The organism is Pseudoclavibacter sp. Marseille-Q434 (assembly GCF_050315415.1).
Lineage (GTDB): Bacteria > Actinomycetota > Actinomycetes > Actinomycetales > Microbacteriaceae > Pseudoclavibacter.
The window spans coordinates 143,703-158,373 of record NZ_JBNPQH010000004.1 but is presented as its reverse complement, the minus strand read 5'-3'; the positions used below and the strand labels follow the sequence as shown (position 1 = coordinate 158,373).

The window sequence follows — 14,671 nt, the reverse complement described above, 5'->3', positions numbered from 1 at the left end:
CGAGCTAGCGGCGGCCCATACCGACGAAGTTCCAACCCGCGTCGCGCCATGCGGTCGGGTCGAGAACGTTCCTGCCGTCGATGACGGCGCGGTTCGCGACGAGTTCACCGGTGCGCGCGGGGTCCAGAGCGCGGTACTCAGCCCACTCCGTCACGAGCACAGTGACTTCTGCGTCGCGCAGAGCGTCGTCAGTCGACTCGACGTACTCAAGCTGCGGGTGGCGACGGCGTGCGTTCTCAATTCCCTGCGGGTCAGTCGCGACAACGTTCGCACCGAGGCCCTTGAGCTGCACAGCGACATCGAGCGCCGGGGAGTCTCGGACATCATCCGATTCAGGTTTGAACGTGACGCCGAGCACAGCGATCTTCTTGCCATGCACCGATCCGCCCAGAGCGTCTACTGCGAGATCGATGACGCGCTGACGGCGGCGCAGATTGATCGCGTCCACCTGCTTGAGGAAGGCCACCGACTCACCACGTCCGAGTTCCTCCGCTCGCGCCGTGAACGCACGGATGTCCTTCGGAAGGCAACCGCCACCGAATCCGACTCCCGCGTTGAGGAACTTACGGCCGATGCGCACATCGTGCCCAATCGCATCCGCGAGCTCCTTGACATCAGCACCGACGACCTCGGAGATCTCGGCCATAGCGTTGATGAAGCTGATCTTTGTGGCAAGGAACGCGTTCGCCGCGACCTTAACGAGTTCTGCCGTCGCGTAGTCGGTGATGATGCGCGGGGTACCGGTCGAGAGTGCCTGCGCGTAGACGTCGTCGAGCACATCGGCCGCACCTTGGTCGGCCACACCGTAGACCAGGCGGTCGGGCTCGAGCGTGTCCTTTACTGCGAAGCCCTCGCGGAGGAACTCTGGGTTCCAGGCCAGACTCGCGCCGCTTCCGTGCTCAGCGACGATGGCCGCCAGACGCTCCGCCGTGCCCACAGGAACTGTCGATTTTCCGACTACGAGGTCCCCGGCCTTGAGATGTGGCAGCAGCCCGTAGAGAGCAGCGTCAACGTACGTGAGATCAGCTGATGCACTGTCCTTCGCCTGCGGAGTGCCCACGGCAATGAAGTGCACGGTCGCGGAGGCTGCCGACGCGATATCGGTGCTGAACTCGAGGTTTCCGCTGGCCGTGGCCGACGTGAGGATTTCGGGGAGGCCGGGCTCGAAGAACGGCGGCTGGCCCGCAGCCAAAGCCTCGATCTTCCGCTCGTCGACATCGATGCCGATCACCTCGTGGCCGAGTTCGGCCATGGCCGAGGCGTGGACTGCTCCCAGGTATCCGCATCCGATGACGGAAACTCGCATCTGTTTCTTCTCCATGGGTCTCACCCGGTGCTTGGCACCGGGCTGTGGGGATGGCTATCTCGGGGGCGGCTCGAGTCGGGTGTCCAGTCGGACGTCCAAGAGCCGATTATGAAGTGGAAACTAATCCTTGCGGCGGGCCTTTGCACCGACGATCGGCATCTGCCCCGTGCCGATCTTTCGGTACTCCGTGGTCGGGTTGCCCTGCTCATCGGTGCCGTAGTAGGCGCCGTAGGCGCCGTAGGAGCCGTAGGCGTAGGAGTCGGGGCCCTTGGTCGGAACCTTCGTGACGACGATGCCCGACACCTCGGAGCCGATGCCCTCGAGCTGCGCGACCGCACCAGCGAGCGCCGAGCGGGGCGTCTGCCCGCTGGCGACGACAAGCAGCGTGCCGTGCGCAAGCTCGCTCAGGACGGCACCGTCGGTGACGAGGAGCAGCGGCGGCGCATCGATGATGACGTAGTCGTGCTCTGCGAGCAGCTGGTCGTGGACCTGCTGCATCGTGTGCGAGCCGAGGAGCTCGCTCGGGTTCGGCGGGATGCGACCGGCGGGGAGCACGTAGAGGCGACCGCGGCCCCAACGCTGGAGGACGTCCTTGGGCTCAGCGCGACCGCTCAGGAGGTCGGTCAGACCGACCGAGCCGTCGACGCCCATGGTCGTCGCGACCTTGGGCTTGCGGAGGTCTCCGTCGACGAGCACGACCTTGGCGCCCTGCTCGGCGAGCGCGATCGCGATGTTCGCCGACGTCGTGCTCTTGCCCTCGGAGGGCAGCGAGCTCGTGATGACGAAGCTGTGACGCGTGTTCTCGATGTCCATGAAGCGCAGGTTCGTGCGAAGTGCACGGTACGACTCGGCCTTGGGGCTCTTCGGCTCTTCATGCACGATGAGGGGGCGTTTGCCGGCATCCGGGTCATAGGCGATCGTGCCGATGACGGGGCGATCCGTGATCTGCGAGATGTCGTGCGTGCTGCGAATCTTGGTATCGACGACCTGGCGCAGCACGGCGACAGCAAGTCCGATGAGCAGTCCGATCACTGCACCGATCGCGATGTTGAGCGGAACGCGCGGGCTGATCGGGCTGCTCGCCGGAGTTGCCGACTGCACTGGCTCGATCTTTACAAGGCTCGGCGAAGCACCATCAGGCTTCTCGAGTTCGTCCACGATGACTTCGATGAAGTTGCTCGCAACTGCGTTGGCGAGCGTCGCTGCCATGGCTGGGTCCCCGTCTTCGACAGAGATCTCGATCACGACTGTGCCCGTCTGATTCACTGCGGAGATCTTGGAAGCAAGTTGCGACGGTGAAAGTTCGAGTCCGAGCTCTTCGATGACTCGCGAGGTGACAATTTCCTTGTCAACGACACTCGTGTAGGACTGGACGGCCTGACGCGCAAACGTGGTTCCCTGATTGAGCTCCTGCGCCACGGCTCCATCCGACGATCGCACCGAAACATAGAGCTCGGCCGTCGACGAATACCGTGGCGACATGAGCAGTGATCCGCCGGCCCCTGCCGCCACTCCCGCCAGCGTGCAGATCAGGATGATGATCCAGTTCTTGTGCAGGATTCGCAGGTAGTCGCGCAGTTCCATAAAGGTCCGTCCGTGTGTCTCTCGCGCTCGTGCCGCAGCCGCTTTCGCGGCAGGCACGAAACGGGTGGCTCGCGGTTCGGAGCGCAGGGGGTATCTCAGGCAAGCTGGGGCAAGCCCGGCCTCATACTACTGGTGTCATGTTATTGGGCTGTAAATTCGTGAAATGTGCCGAACCTGTCGCGAATCGGGCACACGCTGGCGCAGAACGCTGATCAGCCGCCGATTTCCACGGGCAGGCCCGCGTCGACAGCGTTCGCGATCAGCTGGTGACCGGCGTCGTCAGGGTGCAGGCCATCGAGCTCGAAGTACTGGAACTCGTCCTCGAACAGGTGACCCACGTCCAGGTACTGGCCGCCAACTGCCGTCACGTCCGCTTCGATCAGCTCGCTCGTGAGCGTCAGCTGCGCGGGGTACGCCGTGCTCACCCAGAAGGGCGAGACCGCGATGATGCGCGCATCCGGCAACCCGGCGCGAAGGTCGGTGAAGACCGACTCGACGCCGAGCTCCTGATCGAGCTCCGACATGTTGAGACCGCCGGAGACGATCACCACGTCAGGCTGCGCCTCGATGGCTTCCTCGACCTGGACCGCGTACGAGTTCCACTCTTCGAGGCCCTGGCCGTAGCTCGCGCCGCTCACGCCCAGGTTCAGCTCTTCCCAGCCGTTCGCCGCGGCCAGCAGCGTGGTCCACCGCAGCGACGGGTCGCTCGCGCCGACACCCTCCGTGTACGAGTCGCCGATGAACGCGACCGTCAAGCCGGTTCCCGCAGGGGTCGCCGACGGTGCGGAAGCGGATGGGGCTCCACCGGAGTTCGTCGCCGAAGCGGCATCTTCCGAGCTGGCAATGGTAAGAACGGGTTCTGCGCCGACCCCCGCGGGGGCCTGCCGTGGCATGAACGCCAGAGCCACCAACGCAGCCGCAGCGAGAGCCACGACCACGAGCAGTGTCAGCTGGGGCCAACGACGCGCACTCTGGTTGCGTGTTTTCATTTCCCAGTGATCGTACCGGCCCAGCGGCACACCTTGTACTCCCCGGGGAACCTAAGGCCGTTCCGACACGCGCAGATCCGCGGGATTTAGCCCTGGACGTCATTTCAGATTCATCCAAATTCGCCATGTCGTAGCCCAGAAAACGGGCAAGTGTAGCGTCGAGACACGGCGAGACGGAGAACGAATGGTGACACACGACGCGACAGCACGTGCATCGTCGACCGTGCCCCAGCAGCGCGAACGCTGGATCGACCTCATCCGCGGCACCGCCATCCTCCTCGTCATCGCCAACCACGCCATCGACGTCCCCATGCACATCGCCGACATCACCCCCGGCACCGTCATCGACGACATCACCCTCTACTTCGCGCCGTTCCGCATGACCTCCCTCATGCTGCTCTCCGGCCTCCTCCTCCCCCGCGCCCTCACGAAACCACCCCGCCGGTACTACGCCAGCAAGCTCCGCACCCTGGCCTGGCCGTACGTCGTCTGGCTCGTGATCTTCTGGATCGCCACCTCCAACCCCACAGAGTGGATGCGCCCAGACGGCTGGGCCACACGCAGCTGGCTCTGGTTCATCCTCTGCCTCTTCTTCTCCTACGTGGCCGCGCCCCTGCTCACCCGCATCCCGACCCCGTGGTTCGCCCTCGTGCCGATCACCCTCTGGCTGCTCAGCACCGTCGCCCCAGACGGCACGCTCTTCGACCTCAGCTACTACAGCGGATTCTTCTTCGCCGGCTACCTCATCGCCCGAACCCAGCACCTGCTGAGGCGCTTCGACACCCCGCTGGCGATGGTGCTGCTCCTCGCCGGCAGCTCCACCTTCGCCGCACTGCTCGTCCTCCAGGAGCACGGGCTCACCCTCACCTCGCCCACGACGCCTGGCACGAACGACGACGGTGCCATCGAGCGCTTCGACCTGATCTGGGTTCCCGTCGTACTCGCCGGCATCGCCGGCACCGCGCTCCTCGCGCGACGCATCCGCGGCACCCTCGACGGACACCGGGAACCCGCCCCCTCACGCTTCCTGCAGCACATCGGCCGCAACTCGGTCGTGTTCTACCTCATTCACTACCCACTGCAGATCGTGCTCGTGAGACTCCTGGCCGCGGCGGGCATCACCGAGCAGCCCATCGTGATGAGCGCGTGCATCATCGCCGCACTTGCCGTATCGTTCGGCGCTGTTGCACTTCGACGCCGCAGCCGCGTCGTGAATGCGCTCTTCGTCTTCCCGCAACGAGCAACGCCGGCCACCAGATGATCGGAACGCGGTTCGCGCACCGTGACACCCCTCCAGCGCCCACTGAACCCCCATGCCAACACCAGCACCCACCGAGCAGTCAGCCCGCAGAGGCCCGGCCCATGTGACGCCCGACTCCGCCTCGAGCCTCGGACCCGGCCCCGGACCCGCAAGACGGCGCGAGCACTGGATGGACCTCGTCCGCGGCGCCGCGATCCTCCTCGTCGTCACCTTCCACGCCAGCGCCATCCCGATCTTCCTCGCCGGCGTCGACCCGACCAGCGTCATCAACGACCTCAACACGCTCTTCGCGCCCTACCGGATGAGCACGCTCCTCCTCCTCTCCGGAATGCTCCTCGGCCGCTCCCTCGCGAAGACGGGCCCCACTTACTACACGGGCAAGCTCCGCACCCTGGTCTGGCCGTACCTGCTCTGGGGCACCGTGTACTGGCTCGTCACCATGCAAGACGGGTGGACAGACCCCGGCAACTGGATCGCCCTCAGCTGGCTCTGGTTCATCTTCTACCTCGCCATCTACTACCTCGCCGCCCCGCTCCTCACCCGCATCCGCGGCCCCTGGTTCGCGCTCGTGCCCCTCGCCCTCTGGGGCCTCAGCGCCGTGCTCTCCGCCGACGGGATCGGCCCATCCGGGATGTGGGGCGACCTCGCCTACTACGGCGGATTCTTCTTCGCCGGCCACCTCGTCGCCCAGCACCGACAGCAGCTCGCCCGCATCGAGAGCTTGCCGCTGCTCATCGCCTGCACCGCCATCGCCGGCGGCTTCGGCGCGCTGCTCATCGGGCAGACACGCGGCACCTACTTCGGCCTCGACGGCGCACTGCAGTGGGTCTCGGGCACAACCTCGACAGCCCCCGGCGACGGCTCACTCACCGCCGCGACCCGCCTCATCGACCGCTACGAGCTCGTCTGGATCCCCGTCGTCCTCGCCGGGGTCGCCGCGATCATGATGATCACCCGCCGCCTCACCGGCGCCCAACAGGGCCTCGACGGCAACTCCGCCCGCTGGCTGCAATACATCGGCCGCAACTCCGTCGTCTTCTACGTCGTCCACTACCCCGCGCAGATCATGATCACCTCATGGCTCGGCGACTGGGGCATGCGCGACCCCACCTGGATGCTCATCATCAACACCGCCGTCGCGATGAGCCTCAGCTACCTCTTCTGCTGGCTGCGCCGCTGGCCAGCAGGAGACGCCGTCTTCGTCTTCCCGAAGCTGCGTCCCCGCCGCCGCCCTACGCCTTGACCGGAGCGCCGTTGCGCTCGAACCCCGACCACGCCGACGTGACCATGTCGTCCAGCGAGAACTTCGCCGTCCACCCCAGCTCATCCTTGATCCGGGATGCGTCAGCCACCAGCAAAGCCGGGTCACCCGGGCGACGCGGCGCGACGTCCGCCTCGAACTGCTGCCCGCTCGCGCGACGCACCGCATCCAGCACATCGAACACGGAGTAGCCCTCACCGCGACCCACGTTGTACTCGGCAGAGACCGGCTCGCCAGCCGCGATCGCATCCAGCACCGCAAGATGCGCATCCGCCAGATCGACGACGTGCACGTAGTCACGGACGCACGTGCCGTCAGGCGTCGGATAGTCATCGCCGAACACCAGCGGCGACTTCCCCTCGGCAAGCTTCTCGAAGATCATCGGCACGAGGTTCAACGCGAAGCGGTCGGCCAGCTCATCGCTGCCAGCACCCGCGACGTTGAAGTAGCGCAACGACACAGCACTGATGCCCGCGGCCTTCGCCGCCGCCTGCACGAGCCACTCCCCCGCCAGCTTCGTCTGACCGTACGGGTTGATGGGGTTCTTCACATCGTCCTCGCGGATCGGCTCGTCAGACCCGGTCCCGAGGCCGTACACGGCCGCCGACGACGAGAAGACGAGACTCTTCACGTCCGCGCGCTGCATCGCCTCGAGCACGTTCGCGAGCCCACCCATGTTCTGCTGGTAGTACCAGGCGGGCCTCGCCACCGACTCGCCGACCTGCTTCTTCGCCGCGAAGTGAATCACGCTCGTCACCTCGAGCGCCTGCATGATGTCGGCAAGCGCATCCGCCGCGCCCGTCGTGGAGATATCGAAGTTGAAGTGCGGGGTCGCGCCGACCTTCTCGGGAGTGCCCGTCGTGAGGTCATCGACGACAACCGCCGTGTCGCCGCGAGCCTCAAGGGCAGCAAGCACGTGAGCGCCGATGTAACCGGCACCGCCGGTGATGAGCACAGTCATGGTGAATCTCCTCAGAGTGCGTCAGCGCCGAGCGGCTGCGCCGGGCTTCGTCGGACGCGCCGGAACGCACCCGCCACCATTCTGGCAGTTCCGGGGAACAGGCGCGCCCGAGCGGCGGGTCAGCCCTGCCGCGCCTTCATGCGCGGATTCTTCTTGTTGATGACGAACGTGCGACCGCGGCGGCGGACGATCTGCGAGCCGGGGACCTTCTTGAGCGCCTTGAGCGAGTTGCGAACCTTCATGATCCTGTCTTCCTTGTTGAGAATGTTTCTCATTAGACTACTCGCATGACCCCCGACCAGCCAACCAGCCAGACCTCGACGAGCTCACTCGGCATGACCCTCGTCAGCGGCCTCGAAACCTCCGGGCGGCAACTCGTGACCGCCCTCATGTGCGGCGAACCCGGCGGCCCGACGCCCGCGAGCGACTACGGCGACGAGCAGACGGGGGCGCTGGCGCTCGGCGTCGAACTCGCCGAGGACCTGCTGCGGCAGGCCTCGGACGGACGGCGCGGCAACACCATCGTCGAGCTCTCGGCAGACGCAGACCCGCAGAGCATCGGACTCGCGATGGAGCATGTCCTCGCCGAGGGACGCGGCGCGAGGGCTCCAACTCCAGGCGATGATGAAGCTGGGCTCGTCATAGGCCCACGAGAGTTCGTCACCGTCGCCAGCATCTCCGACGTCAGACGCCTGCTGTTCCAAGAGGGAACCTCCCTGCCAGACGACACCGACGCATCCGCCACCCTCGTCGGGCAGCTCGAGTTCGCGACCGTCATCGTCCTCACCGCCGCCGACGCGCACCCCGCCGGCGTCGTCAGCGAAACCTGCGCGCTCATCCAGCAGCTCAACCCCACAGCCGCCATCACCACACCAGCCGCGGCCACCGAACTCGGGCGGCGACTGCGGCCGATCCGTCCACGACTCGCGCACCAGCTCGCCTCCACCGCCGGCTGGATGCTGCGCCTCGACGAACACACGCGCTTCCCGCCGGCCGGCGGCCCCCTCGACTGCCACGTCTTCAACGAGCCGAGACCCCTCCACCCCGAACGCCTCGCCACAGCCCTCGGCGGCCTGACCCCCGACCGAGTCGGACTCATCGCCCGCTCCCGCGGACTCTTCCGCCTCGCCAGCCGCACGGATCACGTCGGCGACTGGTCGAGCACCGGCAGCAGCATCCAGCTCGGCGCCTCCGGCCTCGCCAGCTCAGACCCGGACGCACCCGTCGGCACCACCATCGCCTTCTTCGGGAAGAACCTCCGCACCGACGCCATCGACGCCGCCCTGCACGACTGCGCCCTCACCGACGATGAGCTCATCGCCGGCCCGACCGCCTGGCATGGTTATGCCGACCAGTTCCCGGGATGGGAGTAGCGACCTCCCAAAGCGCTCACGACCCGACGGAACCCCCAGAAAACCTCCTCGAGATACGCCGCCCACGCGCCAGAACCTTCAGAAGCGCTTGCTCAGTCGACTCCCACTCGGCCATCACCTGCTCATACGTCAAACGAACGACGACGAACCCCATCGCAACCAGCAGCAAGTCGCGTCGCCGGTCCTCCGCAGCGGCCGCAGGGGACACATGGAACTCCCGAGAGTCACACTCAACGATCAACCACCCGTCGACGAGCAGATCGACATAACCCACGCCGTCGAACTGCGCCTGCGTCTCAACGGCACAACCTCGGCCACGCAGCCAGAACCTCACAAGCGTCTCCGTTCCGGACATGCTCGTCCCGTCCACCCCTTCAACCTTCCGCGCCGCCCCAGCCGACCCGCTCGCCGCAATGCCGAGCAGAACCTCCTCGCTCACCAGCCCGCGATTCAGCAGAGAGTCGCTCACCACCGCAAGATCGCGGGCGCCCAAACATTCGAACGCCATTCGCAACGCCAACTCGACATCATCGACCGCGCACCTGCCCAGCGGAACATCACCCCCTCGAGACGGCCGGTGCAAAAGCAGACCTCGCTCAGACGGGCCGAACGCCGGCGCGCCCTCGCTGCGACGCTCGGTGTGCCCGCGCTCCCCGAACCGAATACGCACATGCGGGTAGGCGGGACGAAGATCCCAGGCGCCGTGCAGCGCCAATGCGCTCGTGCAGGTGAGACGCGCCCGCGCCCGAACCGCGCGCTTCACCTCGAGTCGGCCAGCACCGAACTCGTACCAGCCTCTGCAGACCCGAGCGACTTGCCCCTCACGCATCGCCCGGCGCAATTCGGCGTCGGTCAGCCCCTCGTCATGCCACTCGGCGCGAGAGAAGACCCCACCGAGCGCGCGCTTCGTGATGCTCGCCGTGTGCGACGCGTGTTCTGTCATGTGGTCAGGAGAACCCAAAATACGTCGCCGCCGACTCCGAGCGGCTCGAACTGTGAGTAACACCTGCTCACACTCACGGTGACGACAGAGTCGAGGGAGCCTGTTCTCAGCGTCAAAGGCACACCACGTCACCGTGACTGACACGGTTCTCGAACGAACCCGCGATCAGGCCGGTTGCTGGCCGGACGGTGATCAGCTCGACTGCTGGAGGACAAGAGCGAACCCCTGTCGACGACGACCGAACACGCGAGAACTCGAACAGATAGCCGACGTCTGCACCGGAAGGCGGCCTGGGCGACCGCGCTTGGCGGTCGAGCCGGCGGCAACAAGCAAGCTTGACAGTCACGGTGACGTGACGCTGGCATCACTGCGTTTACGAGGCCGCCCCAGGTCCACGTCACCTTGACTGCCAGAACGCAGCCCTTGAGAGACTTCGTCCGCCCGGGTTGGCCTACCAGCGCCGGCGAGTTGACCGGAGACAGAGGGGGCGATGTCATCACTCGATCACCCGACGACCGAGAACTCGATGCGGACAGTCAAGGTGGCGAGATGCTCATAGCGGCGAACTGCCGAGGCTGTCGACACCGATTCGTTCCCAGGACGGGATCAGCGAGCACGCAGAGGCGCAGGCCGATCACGCGGGCAGCCTAACCGGGCCAGCCCAGCCCGGCCCATCCTGGAAGCGCTCGATCGATTCGCCGAACGCGCTGGTCGGAGGCGCCGAACGCTACGCGGCGACGGGGTTCTGCGAAGTGGCGGTCTCCTCGCCTCCCGGCGGGATGCGGCACCACGATTCCGCGATGAGGCCGACGGCCAGCAGGACGGCCGCGCCGATCACCGAGACGACGGCGTGCCAGATGGGCTCCTCCGGCGGCACCGTGCGTGTCACCGCGAACGCGAGAACGCCCAGCGCGACACCGGCCATGAGCGACGAAGCCAAGCTCGCCGCGCGCGCGAACGCCAGCACGCGGAACGCGTACTGCGGGTCGACGCGCTTTCCCCTGACGTCGCGCTCGACCTCGCGGCCGTGGCGTTCGTGGCGGTCCGCGCCACCACCGGCCCCACCGCGCTCGAGACCAGGCGCACGCCGCCGCGACTCGGCCTCGCGGCGCTCACGCCACAGGCGGCGCGTGTACGCCCGGATGGGCCACGCGAGCCACAGGAGCAGCGCCGCGAGCACGACCAGCGTCAGGGGCATCGTGAGCGGCGGCGCCATGACGGGACGACCCGAGGTCACGAGCCAGGTCTCCACGCACCACGCGAGCACGCCCCCGATCACGACCAGCCCGACGAGCAGGCCAGGTCGCGTTCTGCTCGCGAGGTTCACTGCACGATCCGATCGACCCGATCCGGAGCGGCCGCCCGCAACTCCGCGACGCTGCCGTGCGGGGCGAGCTGCGCGCGCGGGTCGACCTCGAGCCACGGGGCCAGGACGAACGCACGCTCGTGCGCCCGCGGGTGCGGGAGCTGCAGCTCGCCGTCGCGGAGCTCGCCGGACACCTGGATGAGATCGAGGTCCAGCGTTCGGCTCCCCCAGCGCGTCTCGCGCGTACGGCCGTGCGCATCCTCGATGGTGTGCAGCGCCTGCAGAAGGTCTTCGGCGGGCAGATCGGTGTCGACGAGCACCACCGCGTTTCGGTAGGCGGGGGCTTCTTCGCTGACGCCCTCGAGCGTCAGCGCGGGCGTCTCGTAGAGGCTCGAAGCGGCGACCAGCTTCGTGCCTGGCAGCTCCGAGATGCTGCGCAGGGCGGAGGACAGGGTCGCGTCGCGGTCGCCGAGGTTGGCGCCGAGCGCGATCACCGCCTGGCGAACGCGTGTCGGCAGCTGGGCGGACGTGGCGTTCGGAGCGCCACCGGCGCGGCTCACGACGGCCGCATCGGACGGCGAACGCTCGTCCTGCTCGCGCTGCGCGATCGGCGAGAAGAGGTCGCCGGCAGGCTCGATGCGTGGCAGCGGCACGTTGGGGGCTCCCCCGGAGTCGAGGACGATCGACGCGTCGGAGGCGGTGTGCGCGGCGGCGGCCGCTTCACGCGCGAGGAACTCGTCCTCGGCGCTCGCCGACGCGGCGGTACTCGGAGCCGCAGCGGGAACGGCGGCAGGAACGGCCGTGGCTGCCGTCTGGGCGCTGGGCGCCTGGACCGCGTGCGCGGCCGCCGATTCCAGGTACTCCCCCGGAGCGGCCGGCCGATGCCGCAGGATGCTCACGGCGACATCCTCGAAGTCCAAGGCGACAGGCGCCTGGGGCTTGTGCACCGTGATCCGCACCGCCACCGCGTCGTCGAAGCCGAACGTGGCCGCCGCCAGGCGCTCGGCCAGCGTCTCGATGAGATCGACCGGCTCACCGGTCACGATCGCGTGCAAGGCGTGCATCCACTCGCCGTAGTGCAGCGTGTCGCCGATGTGATCGCTCGACGAGGCGGCGGCCGCGTCGACCCATGCCTCAGCGTCGACGTAGAAGTCCTGCCCGTCCCGGCGCTCGTGCTCGAACACCCCGTGATGGCCGCGGGCGTGCATGCGCGTGATGATGATGCGGTCGAGCTCGGGCTCAGGGACGCCTGTGCGGCGGGCCGGCTCTGGCGTCGCCGTTGCTGCGAGCTCAGACGGGACGCGACCGGCGACGCTGTTGGTCGCACCGACGACCGGCTCGCGCACGAACGCGTGCTCGTGCGCATGCCCGCGAGCAGCGTCAGCGGCCGCACTGCGTGTGGCGGTGGGCGCATCCGCCACCCGTCTGGCGTCCAGGTTCGGCTCGTGTCCGCTCGAGTGATCAGTCATCCTGTGCTCCTTCCCGCCACGCGTCGACGACATCCAGCGCCACGCGGTTCGCCTCGACGTTGTGCACCCGAACGCCCCAGACGCCCGCCTTCGCGGCGAGCGCCGTGATGACCGCCGTCGGCAGGTCGCGCTCGGTCACGTCCGCATCCGGTCCCAGCATCTCGCCCGTGAAGCGCTTCCGCGAGGCGCCCACCAGCAGCGGATGCCCGAGCGCCACGAACTGCTCCAGCTCGCGCAGCACGGCCCAGTTGTCGTCGCGGCGCTTCGCGAAACCGAGGCCGGGGTCGAGCACGATCTGCGACGGGTCCAGCCCGGCGTCGACGGCACGGTCCCGGGCACCCGCCAGCTCGGAGAGGATCTCGGCGGCAGGGTCGCGGTAGTCGGCGAGCTCGTTCATGCGCACCGAGTGGCCGCGCCAGTGGCTCAGGATGAACGGGTTCCCGCTCTCGGCGACGAGGCCGAGCATCGCGGGGTCGGCCAGTCCGCCCGACACGTCGTTGACGTACTCGGCGCCGAGCTCGAGTGCGGCCTCGGCCGTCTTCGCGTACATCGTGTCGATGCTCACGAGCACGCCGAGCCCCGCGAGCTCCTTGATGACCGGCAGGACGCGCGCGGCTTCCTCCTCCTGCGGCACCCGCACGGCGCCGGGGCGCGTGGACTCGCCACCCACGTCGATGATGTCGGCGCCCTGTGCGACGAGCTCACGCGCACGTCGCAGCGCACGCTTCGTGCGGCGATTCTGGCTGAAGAGATCCTCGAACTTGCCGCCGTCGCTGAAGGAGTCCGGCGTGATGTTCAGGATGCCCAGGATGCGCGGCCGCTTCGGGATCGCAGGCTGCAGCAGGTTCGTGAACCGCTGCGGCAGCTCGAACGGTCGCGTGTTCACGGGGCCGGAGTCCTCCGCCCACTGCTCACCCGTCGCCGCGTCGAGCTGCGCGTCGCGCTCGGTGACCTCGGCGGGCGCGTGCGATGCGGGTGCCGCCGCTGCAGTCCCTGCAGCCTCCGGCTCCGCTGCTTCTGGCGCTCCAGCTGCGTCGTCCTCGTCGTCAGCTGACGCGGAGCTCGCCTGCGTCCCCAACCGTGGGTCGAAGCGCGCGCCGCGCAGCACGTGACCGACGATGGGCGCGGCGGGCGGAGCCGACTGACCGCTCGCGGCGGGCGTCGCGGCGGCGGCCTCATCGGCGGCGACGATCGGCTGCGCCCCGATGAGCGAGATGATCTCGGCGCGAGCGATGGGCTCGGAGAGCTCGCCCCGCGCAGACACGGTCACGACGACGCCTGCCTGCTGCCGCGAGCCGCGAAGCCCGGCGCACGCGTGACTCGCCTCGATGATCGCAAGCGCCCCGCGGGCGTCGAGCGCCGTCATCATTGCGTCGACCAGCTCGTCGCCGAGGCGCTCCTGCAGGGTCGGTCGTGCGGAGAGCGTCTCGAGGAGCGCGTGCAGACGACCGAAGCCGACGATCGAATCACCGGGCACGTAGGCGAGGTGCACACGGCCAGAGAAGGGCAGCAGGTGGTGCTCGCACATGGATCTGAAGGCGAGGTCGCGGAGGACGACGGGCTGCGACACAGGCGCGGTTGCGTTGTCCGCGGATGGAGATGCGGACGCGGATTCGCGTGCGGAGGCTGATTCGGACGCGACGGCACTCGCAGATGCGGCGAGCGGAGCCGCGGATCCGGCCGCGCCGGAGACAGCCGCGAGCGGCTGCTGCGTGTCGGCGACGGGGAACCTGGCGCCAGCCAGAGGCGTGATCGCGTCAACCCCGATGCCGCCGAACAGCTCAAGCGCGGCCTCCGCGACCCGCTCGGGAGTGCGCGCGAGGCCAGGGCGGTCGGGGTCCTCGCCGATTGCCGCCAGGAACTCCCGCACGGCAGCCTGCGCGCGCGCAAGATTGACCCGCTCCGACGATCCGGAACCGACATCGTTCATTTGCAAGTCCTCACTCCGCAGCGCCCGCAACGCGGGTCGGTCTCCATCCTCCCGCGAAACGAAGCCCGCGCGCATCCCCGCGGCACTCGCGCGAGTCGCGCGGCGACGCGAAGGCGTGCGTCCGAGGCGGAGGGGAGCCATCCGGATTCGACATCATCAGCAACTGGCTCATGGAAGCGGGCGGCGGGCGCGACGGCGCCCCCGACCGGGCCAGCGACGTCGTGCCGGTTGCAGGTTGCCTGGGCATCAACGCCTCAGGTTGACAGGCCACCGCCCGCCTCGAGAGGG

General features: G+C 68.0%; 12 protein-coding genes. 3 read left to right on the top strand and 9 right to left on the bottom strand.

Annotation, left to right across the window (positions count from 1 at the left end; translation table 11 throughout):
* Positions 1-4 precede the first annotated feature (4 nt).
* From ACQFZP_RS15370 to ACQFZP_RS15360, 3 genes are all read right to left on the bottom strand, one after another.
* Positions 5-1,306, bottom strand: a complete 1,302-nt coding sequence (locus ACQFZP_RS15370; RefSeq protein WP_211892093.1) for a UDP-glucose dehydrogenase family protein — start codon at positions 1,304-1,306, stop codon at positions 5-7.
* Between the two features lie 120 nt (positions 1,307-1,426).
* A complete protein-coding gene (locus ACQFZP_RS15365; RefSeq protein WP_211891928.1) occupies positions 1,427-2,890 on the bottom strand; it encodes a polysaccharide biosynthesis tyrosine autokinase in 1,464 nt (487 codons plus the stop codon).
* Positions 2,891-3,102: 212 nt separating this feature from the next.
* On the bottom strand, positions 3,103-3,645 hold the full coding sequence (locus tag ACQFZP_RS15360; RefSeq protein WP_211891927.1) for an SGNH/GDSL hydrolase family protein: 543 nt from the start codon (positions 3,643-3,645) through the stop codon (positions 3,103-3,105).
* 418 nt (positions 3,646-4,063) lie between these two features.
* Between ACQFZP_RS15360 and ACQFZP_RS15355 the strand changes: the two genes are divergently transcribed.
* Together ACQFZP_RS15355 and ACQFZP_RS15350 are read left to right on the top strand one after the other, a co-directional pair.
* A complete protein-coding gene (locus ACQFZP_RS15355; RefSeq protein WP_211891926.1) occupies positions 4,064-5,140 on the top strand; it encodes an acyltransferase family protein in 1,077 nt (358 codons plus the stop codon).
* Between the two features lie 52 nt (positions 5,141-5,192).
* Complete coding sequence (locus ACQFZP_RS15350) at positions 5,193-6,383, top strand: acyltransferase family protein (protein WP_211891925.1); 1,191 nt, start codon at positions 5,193-5,195, stop codon at positions 6,381-6,383.
* On the opposite strand, the gene galE is transcribed toward ACQFZP_RS15350, so the two are convergent.
* On the bottom strand, positions 6,373-7,362 hold the full coding sequence (gene galE / locus ACQFZP_RS15345; protein WP_211891924.1) for a UDP-glucose 4-epimerase GalE: 990 nt from the start codon (positions 7,360-7,362) through the stop codon (positions 6,373-6,375). The genes ACQFZP_RS15350 and galE overlap by 11 nt on opposite strands.
* A 119-nt stretch (positions 7,363-7,481) precedes the next feature.
* Positions 7,482-7,604, bottom strand: coding sequence for a type B 50S ribosomal protein L36 (gene ykgO, locus ACQFZP_RS15340; RefSeq protein ID WP_179557095.1), 123 nt, complete (start codon positions 7,602-7,604; stop codon positions 7,482-7,484).
* Positions 7,605-7,649: 45 nt separating this feature from the next.
* Here ykgO and ACQFZP_RS15335 point away from each other — a divergent pair, with 45 nt between their 5' ends.
* The gene (locus ACQFZP_RS15335) at positions 7,650-8,735 is read left to right on the top strand and encodes a GTP-binding protein (RefSeq protein ID WP_211891923.1); all 1,086 of its coding nucleotides are present in this window, start codon (positions 7,650-7,652) and stop codon (positions 8,733-8,735) included.
* A gap of 16 nt (positions 8,736-8,751) precedes the next feature.
* Here the strand turns inward: ACQFZP_RS15335 and ACQFZP_RS15330 are convergent, their stop codons facing one another.
* The 4 genes from ACQFZP_RS15330 to folP form a co-directional block, all read right to left on the bottom strand.
* A complete protein-coding gene (locus ACQFZP_RS15330; RefSeq protein ID WP_211891922.1) occupies positions 8,752-9,678 on the bottom strand; it encodes a type IV toxin-antitoxin system AbiEi family antitoxin domain-containing protein in 927 nt (308 codons plus the stop codon).
* A gap of 727 nt (positions 9,679-10,405) precedes the next feature.
* On the bottom strand, positions 10,406-11,005 hold the full coding sequence (locus tag ACQFZP_RS15325; protein WP_211891921.1) for a DUF3180 domain-containing protein: 600 nt from the start codon (positions 11,003-11,005) through the stop codon (positions 10,406-10,408).
* The gene (folK, locus tag ACQFZP_RS15320; protein WP_249312594.1) at positions 11,002-12,453 is read right to left on the bottom strand and encodes a 2-amino-4-hydroxy-6-hydroxymethyldihydropteridine diphosphokinase; all 1,452 of its coding nucleotides are present in this window, start codon (positions 12,451-12,453) and stop codon (positions 11,002-11,004) included. Before folK ends, ACQFZP_RS15325 begins: the two co-directional genes overlap by 4 nt.
* On the bottom strand, positions 12,446-14,383 hold the full coding sequence (gene folP, locus ACQFZP_RS15315) for a dihydropteroate synthase (protein ID WP_211891920.1): 1,938 nt from the start codon (positions 14,381-14,383) through the stop codon (positions 12,446-12,448). The genes folK and folP overlap by 8 nt, the downstream gene beginning before the upstream one ends.
* Positions 14,384-14,671 lie beyond the last annotated feature (288 nt).

Bases quoted from the DNA above. Each gene is read 5' to 3' on its own strand.
- ACQFZP_RS15355 (WP_211891926.1), top strand. From the start codon at position 4,064: ATGGTGACACACGACGCGACAGCACGTGCATCGTCGACCGTGCCCCAG.
- folP (WP_211891920.1), bottom strand. From the start codon at position 14,383: ATGAACGATGTCGGTTCCGGATCGTCGGAGCGGGTCAATCTTGCGCGC.
- ykgO (WP_179557095.1), bottom strand. From the start codon at position 7,604: ATGAAGGTTCGCAACTCGCTCAAGGCGCTCAAGAAGGTCCCCGGCTCG.
- folK (WP_249312594.1), bottom strand. From the start codon at position 12,453: ATGACTGATCACTCGAGCGGACACGAGCCGAACCTGGACGCCAGACGG.
- ACQFZP_RS15335 (WP_211891923.1), top strand. From the start codon at position 7,650: ATGACCCCCGACCAGCCAACCAGCCAGACCTCGACGAGCTCACTCGGC.
- ACQFZP_RS15350 (WP_211891925.1), top strand. From the start codon at position 5,193: ATGCCAACACCAGCACCCACCGAGCAGTCAGCCCGCAGAGGCCCGGCC.
- galE (WP_211891924.1), bottom strand. From the start codon at position 7,362: ATGACTGTGCTCATCACCGGCGGTGCCGGTTACATCGGCGCTCACGTG.
- ACQFZP_RS15365 (WP_211891928.1), bottom strand. From the start codon at position 2,890: ATGGAACTGCGCGACTACCTGCGAATCCTGCACAAGAACTGGATCATC.
- ACQFZP_RS15330 (WP_211891922.1), bottom strand. From the start codon at position 9,678: ATGACAGAACACGCGTCGCACACGGCGAGCATCACGAAGCGCGCGCTC.
- ACQFZP_RS15370 (WP_211892093.1), bottom strand. From the start codon at position 1,306: ATGCGAGTTTCCGTCATCGGATGCGGATACCTGGGAGCAGTCCACGCC.